Origin of the sequence: Jeotgalibaca caeni, from assembly GCF_028863945.1 — a bacterium.
Classification (GTDB): Bacteria; Bacillota; Bacilli; order Lactobacillales; family Aerococcaceae; genus Jeotgalibaca; species Jeotgalibaca caeni.
Genome location: NZ_JARBEA010000035.1, coordinates 13,602 through 28,710 on the forward strand (window position 1 = coordinate 13,602; position 15,109 = coordinate 28,710).

The window sequence follows — 15,109 nt, forward strand, 5'->3', positions numbered from 1 at the left end:
GTAAAATAGCTATGATCCCATATGGGAAATAAAATCAGAGTAGAAAATTAAGCGTTAAGTGTCGGAGGGATGGGATGTTGCCCCCGAACGAAAAACAAAGAGCGTGAGGGATCCCGTTTAGAAGGCTTTGCTTTCGTAAACGCGTTCTGAAAGGTAGAACCGCTCTACTTGTTTGCGGTTTGGTTTTCGCATTCGCTGCATTATGAAAATCTTGTAGCGGCTCTATGAAGGAGTTGCTGTTCGTGATGAGGAAATCATCTCGTTCTTTTACCGCTCGCGATATTGCGGTTATTGGGTTAATGATTGCTTTGAAAGTGGTAATGACCCGCTTTTTGGCAATTGAAACGCAATTTGTGCGAGTCAGTTTTACGTTTATTCCAACGGTTCTAATGGCATTGATGTATGGACCATGGGTTGGAGGAATTGCAGGAGCGCTAGGCGATTTGATTGGATTCTTCCTTTTTTCAAGAGGATTTCCGTTCCATCCCGGCTTCACCATTTCCGCTGCGGTAGCAGCCATCCTCTATGGGCTGATCCTGTACAAAAAACCACTCACTCTGCAACGAATTATATTCGCTTGTTTGACTGTAACGGTGCTCGTCAACATAGGCTTAAATTCCTTATGGCTGCGCATTTTATATGATCAAGCCTTTTGGGCCTTATTGCCGGTTCGCTTGCTACAAAATGCCGTCACATTGCCAATTGATGTCGCGCTTATCTACTGGATTACCAAAAATAAACCGATTCAACGCGTATTGAAGGACTATCCGATTCTGTGGAAAAAATAAATAAAAACCGTGCAAGGGAGCTCCCTTGCACGGTTTTTATTTACCCATGAATGTGCATGATGTAATCTTTTTTGCTCATCATTTCTTCTGTTTTTGGACCATAGGAGACGTAACTCACGTCAACGCCCAGTTCCTGTTCCATGAAGGTGATGTATTTCAAAAAGTTTAAGTCGAATACGTCGTTCCAACCAGGCAGTGTTTTGTAAATAGGTTTGGCGCGGCGGAAGTCATTGGCGATAAACGGCATGTCAACGGTCTTTCCATCAACTTCATAAGCAACGCAAACCTTTACTTCATCATATTGGTTCAAAATATCTCCTTTTGTGATGACAATGGAGTTGAGCTTCGATTTGCGAATTGCGTAGCGTAGTTGCGGCAAGTCAAGCCATCCAACCCGGCGATTGCGTCCCGTTGTTGCGCCGAATTCATTACCCAAACGGCGTAAAACCTCGCCTTCTTCTTCTGGTAATTCGGTAGGGAATTCACCTTCCCCAACGCGTGTCGTATAAGCCTTCACCACACCCATGACCGTGTCTTCTTCTGTCAAAGTCATATCGACTGTGAATGAACCGTGGGCAGTAGTCTGGCTGCTCGTCACATACGGATACGTTCCGGAATCAATGTCCAACATGATTCCTTGCGCGCCTTCGAATAATACTTTTTTGGATTGTAGTTCTTCATATAGAGAGGCAGCGGAAGTAAACTGCACGCCCATTTGACGCAACGTAGCAAACTGTTCGAGCACGCCTTGGTAGACCGCATCCACGTCACAGTTTAGTTTGTCGCCATAAATTTTGTTTTTCAAATAAAGAATGTTTCCTAAGCGTTCGTATAGAGTTTCTGGGTCATATAAGTCACATACACGAATATTCTCGCGCGACACCTTATCAGCGAAGCTTGGTCCCATGCCTTTTTTGGTCGTTCCGATTGGTTTCTTGCGCATCGATTCTAGAATTGCGTCTTCTTCTTTGTGATACGGCAGTACCAAGAATGCTTCTTCATCGATGATGAAACGTTTGGAAATGCCGGAAAAGTCAGTTTCCATCGTTTCTAATTCGACAATGACTTGTCCCAAATCAAGCGCCATCCCTTTAGAGAGAATCCCGATTGATTCTGTTTCAGGCGAAATGGAAGGGAGTAGGTGATTGACGTATTTTTTCCCATTGTAATAAATGGTGTGGCCGGCATTGGCACCGCCAGAGAAGCGAATGATGTAGTCATAGTGGCTGGAGAAGTAGTTGACGATTTTGCCTTTTCCTTCGTCGCCCCATTGAGCGCCGATGATTGCTAATTTTTTCATACTTTATCCTCAAACTTTCTATAGACGGTATCGATATTGCGGATGTAAAAGGTAGGGTCAAACAGCTCGTCCAGCTCTGCAGGAGAGAAAACGACCGTAACCTCAGGATCTTCCAACAAGCATTGCTTAAATGAGACGCGGTAATCCCACGCACGCATCGCATTTTTTTGCATCAGCTTGTAGCTCATTTCTCTAGAATGGCCCTTTTCGATGAAGGCAAGCATGACGCGCTGCGAGTAAACAAGCTCATAAGAAGCAGCTATATTTTCAAGCATCCGGTCTTCGTTGACTACGAGTTGCCCGATTAACTCGCGTGCTTTTTCGGTCATATAGTAAACAATCTGGGTGGCATCCGGGAAAATAAAGCGTTCGGTTGAGGAGTGGGAAATATCACGCTCATGCCAGAGGATGATGTTTTCATAACCAACCGGAACCATGGCGCGAACCATACGCGACAATCCGGTCAGGCGCTCGCTCAAGATTGGATTTTTCTTATGCGGCATTGCGGAAGAACCGCGCTGACCTTTTTTGAATCCTTCTTGTGCCTCCAAGACTTCTGTTTTTTGTAAATGGCGAATTTCAACGGCCATACGTTCGATAGAAGACGCAATCATCGCCAAACCATGGATAAAGTCGGCGTGGATGTCGCGGGCAATGACTTGGGTCGCAACTGTAGTCGGACGCAAGCCGAATTGAGCAAGAGCGATTTCTTCTACTTGAGGATTGATATTTGCATAATTTCCGACAGCGCCGGACAGTGTGCCGACTGACAGGGACTCGCGAATAATGGTTAGGCGTTCCAAGTTTCGGTCACACTCTGAAACGTATCCCAACAACTTGAAGCCAAAGCTAGTCGGTTCACCGTGAATTCCGTGTGTGCGGCCAATCGTAATCGTATCTTTGTATTGCACGGCTTTTTCATAAAGAACAGTGCGATATTGTTCAAGTGATGTGTAAATCAATTCCAAGGCGTCCAGCAATAACAAACTTGTCGCCGTATCCTCCACGTCTGAACTCGTTAAACCAAGATGGAAGTAACGCGCCTCATCTCCCATCGGACGGGTTACACAGTTAATGAAGGCGATAAAGTCATGATTAACAATCTCTTCTTCTGCTAAAATTTCAGTAACATCAATGTGTGCATGTGCTATTGCTGCTGCATGCGTTCCAGGCTCGCACATCCCCAATTCTTCATAGGCGTAAATAACACCCAACTCTACTTCCAACCATTTTCGATACTTTGCTTCCAGATCCCACAACTCTTTTATGGGACTTAAGGCATACCTCTCGATCATATGACCACCCTTTCTACCTTTCATATTTTATAGCAATTAATTGCAGTCTACAATAAACAAATAACGAAACAATATATTTTTATTTATTAAATTAATTGTTAATAAAGAGTGGGATAGAACCTTCTTGGCATAGAAAAAGAGGCGGGAATGATATCCCGACCTCTTCATTTACTCTGTAATAATCTCATCATTTTCAATGTAACTCTTAAACTGCTCCGCCAAGTTATCAAATAAGTTGATACCTTCTTCCGAGAAGCCGTGGGTAATCTCGCGCGGGAAATAAAGTCGTTCGTCGCCACGCATCTTGCCCGTCAAGGCTGAAACGATGGAGCTGGCTTGTGAGAGTTCCACAATGGTCCCGTTTTTCTCCATGAACTCAATTTGCGTTTTGCTGCCGGCTTTGTGAGGGCGGTACAAGTCATAAGGCAAGTCGAAACTGTTGTTGGTCGACATATAATAATTAGGGTTGTAGCCCATTTCTTCCATTAAGGACTGCATTGCTTGAATGGTCGGCCAGTCTTTTTCCCGGTCAAAACGTACCGATTTGAAAGGTGCACGGTGCAAGAATCGGCCAGCCAGATCACTTAGCGTCGGGTCAGAATCATCTAGCCAATGACTAAAGTAAGTCGTCAAGACGCCATCATCCAGTCGTAAATAGTCCTTCAATTCCCATGTGTTGTTGAAAAAAGGCTCCAAGAAAGTTGCGTTATGGTGGAATTCCTGCAAGTCATTTTGATAAATGTCCTTGGCCCGTTTCATTAAGTGGTACAACACCATCTCCATCCCGCGTGATACCGGATGGAAGTAAACTTGCATATACATTTGATAGCGGCTGACAATATAATCTTCTACCGCGTGCATACCGGAATTTTCGAAGATAATTCCCTTTTCGGCAGGGCGAATGACTCGCAAGATGCGTGTTAAGTCAAACGTCCCGTACGTAACACCTGAATAATAAGCGTCGCGCAACAAGTAATCCATTCGGTCCGCATCAATCTGACTGGAAATCATTTGAACGACTTGGGGATTGGGATAGGTTTTGGCAATGACAGCTGCCACTTGGTTCGGGAAGTCTAGTCCCACTTCACGCAATACTTGATTGATTTCAGTATCGGGAGAAGTGATGATTTGAATCGTCAAATCTTCATGATCCGTTCCGAAGATCTTTTCAAAAGTGTGGGAAAAAGGACCGTGGCCCAAGTCATGCAGTAAGGCTGCACACAAGGTGACGAGTCGCTCATTGTCATCCCATAACCCATCTCCCGGTTCCACCGTTGGATAGTTGCGGACAAACTTGTCGCAAATGCGCCGAGCAATCTCATACACGCCAAGCGAGTGATTGAAACGGGAATGTTCAGCACCGTGGAAGGTAAAGGAAGATGTGCCTAACTGCTTAATGCGGCGTAATCGTTGGAACTCTTTCGTGTTAACAAGATCCAGAACAACTTGATGCTGGATGTGAATATACCCGTGAACGGGATCACGGAATACTTTTTCTTTGGGTAACATTTCTACGTTATAGTAGGTCTTCATTGCCCTCACCTCCGGGTACGCTGTTCTAGAATTTGTTGATTCCTTTTTTCCATCTTATCGTGCGCCTCTTGATATTCCAGATGAAACGCATCGGTCCAATCAGGTTCCATGATTTGATTTTCACCAGCTGCCAATGCAGCCACAATCATTTCTTGTACCTCTGAAACGGTAAGGGGTACACCCAATAAGTCACTGAGATTTGCCATTGAATCCGGGTTCACATCAGGATAATGCCATTTCGTTTCGGCTCCTTGCAAGCCATTTCGATAGAAGTTCTTGATAAGCTCGCCGCGTTTTGACTGATTGCCTTCTACACTCAAGTAAATCATGATGCCGATTCCCTTTTTGAAGCGTCGTTGGGCGATGCCGGCAAATTTCTTCCCATCGATACTTAAATCAAATTTCCCCGGGCAATACGAATCAGGAATCTCATAGGCCTCTATGTTCTTCCCGTAAGGGGCAAAGGTTTGGCGAATCAGGTTCACCATCATCTCATACCCGTCATCAATCGATAATTTCTCTTCTTCTGGTTCTTTCAGGATAAGCGAAAAGTTTAAAATGCCGCTGTCAGCTACTACGGCCAGTCCCCCAGCCGGACGGATACGAACGTCATAGCCGGACTCCTCTACATACGTAATACCAGCAAGCAGGTACGGTAATTTTGTATCCATCATGCCGAGAATAACCATCTCGTCCATCGGCCAAAAATGAAGAATCGAGGGGCTGCCGTCTTGATTAACTTGCCTTAATAAGGCATCTCCCAAAGCGAATGGCGCTAAGGAGTCACTCTGGAGCGAGTCCGGTAGCCGGTCATATACATAATAAGTGGATTGTCTTAAAAAATCGTTCATAAATCTGCTCCCCATTTGCTTTTCATTCATTTTCTCCATTATAGCAAACTTCTTTTGTTTCGATACGAGATTCGCTACAATGGAGACAGAAATGTATCGACCCTCTGCAGTGGAAAAGGAGAGATGGAGATGAAATATGGTAGTGACTACAAAATGTTACCCGCAACAAGTAAACAAAGTGGAAAAGGAATCCAAGTAGTACCGGATGTCCATTTGTATACGACACAAATTGCAAATCTAGCCTTTATTGGTGAACCAAAGCAAGATGGTTTCGTGATTGTAGATGCAGGAACGCCTGGCCGGGCGGGAGCCATCATCGAGGCAGCGGCCGAACGCTTTGGCGAAGACAGCGAGCCTTCTGCCATTATCTTGACGCATGGACACTTTGACCATGTCGGATCCGTCATTGAACTGGTCGAACACTGGGATGTCCCTGTTTATATTCACGAAAAAGAATTGCCTTATGTGACAGGAAAAGAAGCGTACCCAAAACCCGATTTCACCGTACAAGGTGGGATGGTTGCGAAAATGTCACCTCTGTTTCCGATTGAACCCATTGACTTAGAGGATCATGTACAAGCGTTGCCGATGGATGGATCGGTTCCTTTTTTGCCAGAATTCAAGTGGATTCATGTGCCTGGACATACGGTTGGTCAAGTTGCCTTGTTCCGAGAACGTGATCAGCTGCTCCTTTCTGCGGACGCATTTGTGACCGTGCGCCAAGAAGACCTCTACCGCGTTCTCACTCAAAAAATGGAAATAAGTGGACCGCCGCGTTATTTAACTACTGATTGGCAGGCAGCAAGGGAATCGGTCGAGAAGCTGGCGGCGCTGCGCCCGCAGGTAGTTCTAGCTGGTCATGGGTTGCCTGTAATCGGTGAAGAGTTGACCAAAGGACTGACGAAGCTGGTTGAAAACTTCGACAAGTTGGGCGTTCCGAGTCACGGCAAGTATGTGAAGGAAGAGGATTATCGAGATTCGTGATTGACCCTGTTCCTTAAAAGAAGTTATACTAAGGTAGAAACAGATAGAAATAAAGGGGTGGCGAGTTGTCCGTTGATAAAAGTACAGTCATCGCTTATCGGTTGGAAACAACAGTTGAACAAGATGGCGAACAAGAAATCTTCCTTTATGAAGGGAAAGGGCAAATGACTCAGCTCGGGGAATGGCTTTACCTTCGTTATCAAGAAGAGCATACGGAAAATAAAGTAACCATTAAACTTTCCCGCAAAGGAAAAGTGACCATCATCCGTCGCACGGGTGAAGAATTACTTTCTCGTATGACGTTTGATACGAATGAAAAAGGCAGTGCCTTGATCCCGACGCCAGTTGGAAAGTTGGAATTAGAGACCACTACGGTGCGTTTATTACAAGATTACAAAGAAAAACCGTTTTCTGGCAATGTGAGGCTGAACTATTCTTTAGGGAATGACGAACAAACTCTAGGAAATTATGGAATGTCATTGCAATTTACGACCTAAATATTGTATGATTAAGAGTGAAGTTTTTGAAAGGACGTGGCACCGTTGAAGTTAACCGATTTAGAAGGTACAAACAAAAACGAATTGTCGATGATCGAAGTGGCACACGCAATTTTGGAAGAAACAAGCGATGTAATGGAGTTCAATGAACTCTTGGTTCGTGTACAAGAATATTTAGGCATGTCGGAAGCAGAACTAGAATCGAAAATGATCCGTTTCTATACGAATCTGAATATCGATGGCAGCTTCATCTCGCTAGGAGAAAATCGTTGGGGGCTGCGTTCTTGGTATCCAATCGACTCGATTGACGAGGAAATTCTTTCTTCTATTGATGAAGAAGAAGTGAAAGTACACCGCAAAAAACGTAAGAAACTGAACGCTTTTGCTACTTCAGAAGATGATGATGTGATCGACTACAATGACGATGATCCTGAAGATACGTTTGAGGCAGATGAGGATGAAGAAGAAGATCTAGAAGTGGAAAGCGATGATTTAAGTGATGACGAAGATCTTGCTGAAGACCTAGATGATACTTTGGATCCTGATTTGGATGAAGACTTGGAAGATGTTCCAGAAAGTATCGAAGAAGATCTAACCTTGATTGAAGATGATTTCGAAGATGAAGAAGTTGAAGAAGAAGACGAAGAAATTTAATTTTTTTGTTGACGTATGGCTTTGAGAAAAGTATGATTTTATTGGGCTCCCAATCGCAGGGTTAGGAGTTTACGAGATGAATACAACCCCCCATTCCGTTATTGGAATGGGGTTTTTTCATTTTTTAACCCCCTAAATAGGAAAAGGGGAATGGACATGACAAAATATATTTTTGTAACAGGCGGCGTCGTTTCATCAATCGGGAAAGGAATCGTTGCAGCATCAATTGGCAAACTTTTGAAGGAACGGGGATTGTCCGTTACCATCCAGAAGTTTGATCCTTACATCAATGTCGACCCAGGAACGATGAGTCCTTACCAGCATGGAGAAGTTTTCGTAACCGATGACGGGGCAGAAACAGACTTAGATCTGGGCCATTATGAGCGCATGATTGACGGACGCTTGAACCAATACTCGAACGTTACGACCGGGAAGATTTATGCAGAAGTTATCCAAAAAGAAAGAAAAGGCGACTATCTCGGGAAAACCGTTCAAGTCATCCCCCACATCACGGACATGATTAAGGAGAAAATCCTGCGTGCCGGTGAAACGACCGGAGCCGACATTGTAATCACTGAAGTGGGCGGAACAGTGGGCGACATTGAGTCACTCCCTTTTCTTGAAGCGCTGCGCCAATTGAAAAATGACGTCGGTTCTCAAAATGTCCTCTATATCCATGTAACCTTGATTCCGTACTTAAAGGCAGCGGAAGAATTAAAAACGAAACCAACCCAGCACAGTGTCAAAGAACTGCGCAGCATTGGAATTCAGCCGAATATTCTAGTATTGCGCACAGAGAAACCAGTGCCCGATTCAATGAAAGAAAAGCTCGCCCTTTTTTGTGATGTACCAAAAGAAGCCATTATTGAAAATCAAGATGTCACTTCCATCTACGAAATTCCCTTGCAGCTGAAAGACCAGCAGATGGACGACATTATAGTAAAGCAATTACACCTAACAGCTCCGCCGGCTGACTTGACGAACTGGCAAGGGTTGATTGAGAAGGTGAAACATTTAGAAAATACCGTCCGCATTGCAATCGTTGGGAAGTATGTGGTTCTGCCCGATGCGTATCTGTCGGTAGTGGAAGCTTTGAAGCATGCGGGGTATCAAGAAAATTGTACCGTTCAAATCGACTGGGTACAGTCGGAAGAACTGACCCAGGAAAATGTAGCAGAAAGACTTCAAGGTGTGGGCGGCATTCTGGTTCCAGGCGGGTTTGGGAACCGAGGCATTGCAGGCAAGATGATTGCCATCCAGTATGCGAGGGAAAATCAAGTTCCCTTCTTAGGAATCTGTCTCGGTATGCAAGTGGCAGCCATTGAATTCGCAAGGAATGTAGCGGGCTTAATGGGTGCGGACTCCACGGAGATGAATGAAGCAACTCCACATCCGATTATTAGTTTGTTGCCTGATCAAGAAGAGGAGATGGACTTGGGTGGCACGTTGCGACTGGGTCTCTATCCATGTGAGCTGAAAACCGGAACATTAGCCGCTTCTTTGTATCAAGCAGAGATGATTGAAGAGCGCCACCGTCACCGGTATGAATTCAATAATGCATACCGCACGATTCTGGAAGAAAACGGATTGGTTTTCTCCGGCGTGTCACCAGATCAGCGCTTGGTAGAATTAATTGAAATTCCAAGCCATCCTTACTTTATTGCGAGCCAGTATCATCCTGAATTCCTTTCTCGACCACAGAGACCGCATCCATTATTCGCCGGTTTCGTCAAAGCGGCAACTTGTGAACGATAACAATTACGAAATCCAGACAAATAAAGTAGTAAAGCGGTTCAAAGTTTGTTAAAATAAATACAGATGGTTCAAATTTTTATAATAAGAAATACCTAGGAGGCAAAGGCATGAGTCGTTTAGTAAGCATGACCGAAATGTTAAATAAAGCTTTAGAAGGTAAATATGCTGTAGGTCAATTCAACATCAACAACTTAGAGTGGTCACAAGCAGTATTGCAAGCTGCACAAGAAGAAAATTCTCCAGTCATTTTGGGAGTATCTGAAGGTGCTGCAAAATATATGGGTGGTTCTCTAGTTGTAGCATCAATGGTAAGCGCATTGCTTGAAACCATGGATATCACTGTTCCAGTGGCACTACACTTAGATCACGGTTCAAACTTTGACAAATGTAAAGAAGCAATCGATGCAGGTTTCTCATCTGTTATGATCGACTACTCTCATTACACAATCGACGAAAACATCGAAATGACGAAACAAGTAGTAGAATACGCACATTCAAAAGGTGCTTCTGTAGAGGCTGAAGTTGGAACTGTAGGCGGAACAGAAGACGGCGTTACTGGCGGAATCCAATACGCAAACCCACAAGAATGCTTGCGCATGGTACAAGAAGCGAAGATTGATGCTCTTGCTGCTGCATTAGGTTCTGTACACGGACCTTACTCCGGCGAACCAAAACTTGGCTTTGACGAAATGAAAGAAATTTCTGACCTAACTAAAACACCGCTTGTACTTCACGGTGGATCAGGAATTCCACAACATCAAATCGAAAAAGCAATCGAGTACGGTCACTGCAAGATCAACGTGAACACAGAATGCCAACAAGTTTGGACAGAAGCGGTTCGCGACAAGCTAGCAACTGACTCAAAAGAATACGACCCACGTAAAATTATCGGGCCTGGTAAAGCTGCAATCGTAAAACTAGTTAAAGACAGAATGCAAGTTTTCGGTTCTAGCCAAAAAGCATAATAAAACGAAAAACACCGGAGCTTTCGCTTCGGTGTTTTACACTATTAGGAGGATAACGATGGATCAAAAGTCTGTTTTATTCACACAACTAGCCGATATGGGCCTCAGCGGAAATGAAACCGTATTAATCCACTCTTCATACAAGAGCATGGGGCCGATAGAAGGGGGTCCAGAAGCTGTTCTGGATTATTTGATGGAATATTTCGCGGATGGTTTATTAGTACTTCCCACCCATACATGGGCGTATATTCATGCGAAGAATCCTGAATTCCATGTAGCATCATCCCCCACAAACGTGGGTATTTTGACCGAATTATTCCGTCAGCGAGAAGGCGTGTATCGTTCCTACCATCCCACCCATTCGGTTGCGGCTTTTGGGAAAGATGCAGCGACCTTTGTAGAAGGCGCTGAGCAGTTTGATACACCGTGTGCGCGGGGTTCTGCTTGGGGGAAACTGCTCGACCGAGAAGCAAAAATCCTCTTAGTTGGGGTTGATTTGCGTCGGAATACCTTCATTCATGGGATTGAAGAATGGGTTGATATTCCTGGCCGGATCACCGATACGCAGGAAGAGCTGTATGTGGTTCGCCCTGACGGAACGAGAATCAGTGTTCCATCCAGAAGACATACACCGACATCCTGGTCCGAACATTTTTGGAAAGTGGATGAGGTATTGCAAGAGACAGGTGCTATGTGGCTTGGCAAACTAGGGGAAGCAGAGGTTCGAATTTGTGACACCGTCCGTTTAACGGAGGTACTAACCGAAATGCTGGAAGCCTATCCCGACCTCTTTTCCGATAACGAACCATTACGAGAAGACCAACGTCATTTTTTCCGTGAAGAAGGAAATAAAGAAGATACAGTGAAAAAATAGCAATTATCCGTATTATTTTGTTAGAATAGTATTAATCACGATGACCTAGATCATTTGCTAAAGAGAGGGCTATTTCATGAAAAAGATTATCATCAACGGGAGCAAGCCGTTGAGGGGTGAAGTTACGATCAGTGGGGCGAAGAACAGTACCGTTGCATTAATCCCTGCTTCAATCTTGGCAGACTCAACTGTAACCCTCGAAGGGATTCCTAATATCCAAGACGTTCATTCCTTAATCGAAATCCTCCAAGACTTCCATGTCGATGTCAACTTTGATGCCGCAGCCGGTATATTGACGATTGACCCTTCTAATATGGTATCCATTCCCATGCCTACGGGTAAAATTAAAAATTTACGTGCGTCCTATTATTTTATGGGGGCTGTTTTATCTAAGTTTGGTAAAGGAGTCATTGGCTTACCAGGCGGCTGTTACTTAGGCCCGCGTCCAATCGACCAACATATTAAAGGATTTGAAGCACTGGGAGCAAGCGTGCAGAACGAATTAGGCGCCATTTATTTAACGGCACCGGAAGAAGGCTTAGTTGGAGACCGAATTTACTTAGACGTTGTTTCCATCGGGGCCACCATCAACACCATTTTGGCAGCCGTAAAGGCAAAAGGCAGAACCGTTATCGAGAATGCGGCCAAAGAACCAGAAATTATTGATGTTTGTACATTATTGAATAACATGGGCGCAAAAATTCGCGGAGCGGGTACGGATATTATTCGGATTGACGGCGTAAGTCGTTTACATGGTTGCCGCCATACGGTTATTCCAGACCGTATTGAAGCCGGTACGTATTTATCTGCAGCAGCCGCAGCCGGTGAAGAAGTATTGGTGAAAAATGTGATTGTGGAGCATATCGAAGGCTTGGTTGCGAAGATGGAAGAAATGGGCGTTGATATGGAAATCGGCGAAGACAGCATTCTGGTCCGGAAGTCGGACAACTTGAAGATGGTCCATATTAAGACGCTACCTTATCCGGGGTTCGCAACGGACCTGCAACAACCAATGACCCCGTTATTGCTCAAGGCGCAAGGAGATGGTACCATCATTGATACCATTTACCCGAAACGAGTCAACCATATTCCTGAGTTGAGACGGATGGGTGCAACGATTAAGGTAGAAAGTGACATCATCTTCTTAAATGGACCAAACGAATTAACAGGTGTAGAAGTAACAGCCAGCGATTTGCGGGCAGGAGCTTGCTTAGTGATTGCTGGATTAATGGCAAAAGGCACAACGACCATTTCAGGCGTGGAAAATATTTTGCGTGGTTATGACGGCATTGTGGAGAAATTAACCGCACTTGGTGCCGACATCAAGATGGTAGAGGAAGACGAATAGATTGAAAAATAGTGAACGGAAAAGGAAGGTGGGTAGCTTATAATGGAAGACATGTTGACGCTTCAGGAATTAGAACAAAAAACATTAAAAGATCTCTATACATATGCAAAAGAATACAAAATCCCGTACTACAGCCAAATGACTAAAAAAGAATTGGCCCACGCAGTGATTCGAGCCCAAGAAGAAAAGCAAGGCTTCTTCATGACAGAAGGAGTTCTAGATATTTTCTCTCAAGAAGGGTATGGTTTCCTGCGGCCAATCAACTATTCGGCAAGTCAGGAAGATATTTATATCTCCTCTTCGCAAATTCGACGTTTTGACTTACGGAATGGGGATAAGGTTGGCGGGAAAGCACGTCCACCAAAACCCTCCGAGCGTTACTACGGCTTGATGCAAGTAAATACAGTCAACGGGAAAGATCCAGAAGATGCAAAAGAACGTCCCCATTTTCCAGGGCTGACAGCCATCTATCCGGATAAGAAAATGACCATCGAGACCACAAAAGACAATCTTTCCAACCGAATGATTGATTTGGTGGCTCCGATTGGATTCGGGCAACGTGGATTGATCGTGGCACCACCTAAAGCCGGGAAGACTTCCTTGCTGAAAAGCATTGCCAACGGAATTACCACCAACTATCCAGATGTCGAATTGATTATGCTCTTGATTGACGAACGTCCAGAAGAAGTGACGGACATCGAACGCAGCGTCAAAGGCGACGTGGTCTACTCAACGTTCGATCAACAACCGACCAACCACGTTCGAGTTACGGAATTAGTGCTGGAACGGGCGATGCGCTTGGTTGAAGATAAGCGAGACGTAGTTATTTTGATGGACAGTATTACTCGATTAGCTCGGGCTTACAACTTGGCGATTCCGCCGAGTGGTAGAACCTTGAGCGGCGGGATTGATCCAGCTGCGTTTTATCGGCCAAAACGATTCTTCGGGGCAGCCCGGAATATCGAAGAAGGCGGTAGTTTGACTATTTTGGCAACGGCATTGGTAGACACGGGAAGCCGGATGGACGATGTCATTTATGAAGAATTCAAAGGAACCGGGAACGCAGAACTCGTTCTTTCCCGCGAACTAGCAGAGAGAAGAGTTTTCCCTGCGATCGACATGAAGAAGTCAGGCACACGCCGAGAAGAAGTACTCTTAACTTCGAAAGAAATGGAAAACATCTGGAAACTGCGTAAAACCATGCGCGGGGATGCGCTGGAATATACAGAAGAATTCCTCAAACAAATGCGCACCACCGAGAATAACGAAGAACTGATCAACCGCATTTCTTTAATGAAATAAGAACTCATGATAAGATAGAGAAGTAAAGGAGGAATGCAGTATGAATGAGAAACAACAACAATATCAAGAAACCGTAAGTAATTTTGTTGAATTGACTGCCGAAGAGGTAGAAGGAAGACTTGCTAATGGAGAAGAGACGATCCTTTATATCGGCAAGCCCGTATGCCCATTCTGCCAAAAATTCGTACCGAAATTGGACCGTGTTCGTGAACAAAACAATCTAACGATTCATTATTTGAACAGCTTAGAAACCGAAACGAACCCAGCGATTAAATCGCTACGTAACAAAATGGAAGTTCCATTGGTTCCACAAGTAGTAAGCATTGACGGTGAAGGCAACTTCACGAACTTAAATATTGATAGCGGTGCTTCTGAAGAATTATTGACAGAATTGCTTGTTAAATAAAAGGGAGCTTCCTGAGAAGGAAGCTCTTTTTATCCCCAAAAATTAGTTGCAATTCGCTTTTATGCATGGTATTATTTCAATGTTGTGGGCTTATGCCCAAAATATAGTTTATTGCAGCAGTCACTAACTCTGGTCTAGGAAATATATCAGGGCAAAAAGGAGAGAAAAAGAATGAAACAAGAAATCCATCCAAAATACCAACAAGTTGTCTTCATGGACACTACAACAGGATTCAAATTCTTATCTGGTTCAACAAAAGGCTCCAGCGAAACAGTTGAATGGGAAGATGGCAACACCTACCCATTGATTCGTATGGAAGTTTCTTCTGATTCACATCCGTTCTACACTGGTCGTCAAAAATTTGCACAATCAGAAGGACGCGTTGGTCGTTTCAACAAGAAATATGGCTTCTCTACAGAAGAAGAGTCAGCAGAATAATAGATCCAATAAAAAATCCGGTCTCTCTAGAGACTGGATTTTTTTGTTGTGCGCCCAGCATGGGCGATAACTTGGTGGTGAAAGTCCACTACAGGCTTGGCAGTAGGAACTGTTAGCTG

General features: G+C 44.4%; 15 protein-coding genes and 1 riboswitch. Of the genes, 11 read left to right on the plus strand and 4 right to left on the minus strand.

Annotated features, from left to right (window positions below):
* Positions 1 to 33: 33 nt before the first annotated feature.
* Positions 34 to 200, plus strand: a riboswitch (THF riboswitch).
* A 45-nt stretch (positions 201 to 245) separates the two neighbouring features.
* Complete coding sequence (locus PVE40_RS08335; protein WP_274731455.1) at positions 246 to 788, plus strand: folate family ECF transporter S component; 543 nt, start codon at positions 246 to 248, stop codon at positions 786 to 788.
* A gap of 40 nt (positions 789 to 828) precedes the next feature.
* Here PVE40_RS08335 and PVE40_RS08340 read toward each other — a convergent pair whose 3' ends face one another.
* From PVE40_RS08340 to PVE40_RS08355, 4 genes are all read right to left on the minus strand, one after another.
* Positions 829 to 2,088, minus strand: coding sequence for an adenylosuccinate synthase (locus tag PVE40_RS08340; protein ID WP_274731440.1), 1,260 nt, complete (start codon positions 2,086 to 2,088; stop codon positions 829 to 831).
* Positions 2,085 to 3,383 (minus strand): adenylosuccinate lyase, encoded by a 1,299-nt coding sequence (gene purB / locus PVE40_RS08345; protein ID WP_274731441.1) that lies wholly within the window; start codon positions 3,381 to 3,383, stop codon positions 2,085 to 2,087. The genes PVE40_RS08340 and purB overlap by 4 nt, the downstream gene beginning before the upstream one ends.
* Positions 3,384 to 3,551: 168 nt before the next feature.
* Positions 3,552 to 4,916: an HD domain-containing protein gene (locus PVE40_RS08350; RefSeq protein ID WP_274731442.1), complete on the minus strand. Its 1,365-nt coding sequence runs from the start codon at positions 4,914 to 4,916 to the stop codon at positions 3,552 to 3,554.
* 5 nt (positions 4,917 to 4,921) lie between these two features.
* Positions 4,922 to 5,767: a lipoate--protein ligase family protein gene (locus tag PVE40_RS08355; protein WP_274731443.1), complete on the minus strand. Its 846-nt coding sequence runs from the start codon at positions 5,765 to 5,767 to the stop codon at positions 4,922 to 4,924.
* Positions 5,768 to 5,896: 129 nt separating this feature from the next.
* Between PVE40_RS08355 and PVE40_RS08360 the strand changes: the two genes are divergently transcribed.
* The 10 genes from PVE40_RS08360 (at position 5,897) to PVE40_RS08405 (ending at position 14,990) form a co-directional block, all read left to right on the plus strand.
* Entirely contained in the window at positions 5,897 to 6,751 is an 855-nt protein-coding gene (locus tag PVE40_RS08360) for an MBL fold metallo-hydrolase (RefSeq protein WP_274731444.1), read from the plus strand.
* A 65-nt stretch (positions 6,752 to 6,816) separates the two neighbouring features.
* Positions 6,817 to 7,248 carry a YwiB family protein gene (locus PVE40_RS08365; protein ID WP_274731445.1) on the plus strand — a complete coding sequence of 144 codons (432 nt, stop codon included), beginning with the start codon at positions 6,817 to 6,819 and terminating at the stop codon, positions 7,246 to 7,248.
* Between the two features lie 45 nt (positions 7,249 to 7,293).
* A complete protein-coding gene (gene rpoE, locus PVE40_RS08370) occupies positions 7,294 to 7,902 on the plus strand; it encodes a DNA-directed RNA polymerase subunit delta (protein ID WP_274731446.1) in 609 nt (202 codons plus the stop codon).
* A gap of 156 nt (positions 7,903 to 8,058) precedes the next feature.
* The gene (locus PVE40_RS08375) at positions 8,059 to 9,657 is read left to right on the plus strand and encodes a CTP synthase (RefSeq protein WP_274731447.1); all 1,599 of its coding nucleotides are present in this window, start codon (positions 8,059 to 8,061) and stop codon (positions 9,655 to 9,657) included.
* A gap of 107 nt (positions 9,658 to 9,764) precedes the next feature.
* Positions 9,765 to 10,622, plus strand: coding sequence for a class II fructose-1,6-bisphosphate aldolase (fba, locus tag PVE40_RS08380; RefSeq protein ID WP_274731448.1), 858 nt, complete (start codon positions 9,765 to 9,767; stop codon positions 10,620 to 10,622).
* A gap of 58 nt (positions 10,623 to 10,680) precedes the next feature.
* A complete protein-coding gene (locus tag PVE40_RS08385) occupies positions 10,681 to 11,496 on the plus strand; it encodes an AAC(3) family N-acetyltransferase (RefSeq protein ID WP_274731449.1) in 816 nt (271 codons plus the stop codon).
* 76 nt (positions 11,497 to 11,572) lie between these two features.
* The gene (locus PVE40_RS08390; protein WP_274731450.1) at positions 11,573 to 12,844 is read left to right on the plus strand and encodes a UDP-N-acetylglucosamine 1-carboxyvinyltransferase; all 1,272 of its coding nucleotides are present in this window, start codon (positions 11,573 to 11,575) and stop codon (positions 12,842 to 12,844) included.
* A 42-nt stretch (positions 12,845 to 12,886) separates the two neighbouring features.
* Positions 12,887 to 14,146 carry a transcription termination factor Rho gene (gene rho / locus PVE40_RS08395; RefSeq protein WP_274731451.1) on the plus strand — a complete coding sequence of 420 codons (1,260 nt, stop codon included), beginning with the start codon at positions 12,887 to 12,889 and terminating at the stop codon, positions 14,144 to 14,146.
* A 40-nt stretch (positions 14,147 to 14,186) separates the two neighbouring features.
* The gene (locus PVE40_RS08400; protein WP_274731452.1) at positions 14,187 to 14,552 is read left to right on the plus strand and encodes a DUF6568 family protein; all 366 of its coding nucleotides are present in this window, start codon (positions 14,187 to 14,189) and stop codon (positions 14,550 to 14,552) included.
* Between the two features lie 171 nt (positions 14,553 to 14,723).
* Positions 14,724 to 14,990 (plus strand): type B 50S ribosomal protein L31, encoded by a 267-nt coding sequence (locus PVE40_RS08405; protein WP_274731453.1) that lies wholly within the window; start codon positions 14,724 to 14,726, stop codon positions 14,988 to 14,990.
* The last annotated feature ends 119 nt before the right edge of the window (positions 14,991 to 15,109 follow it).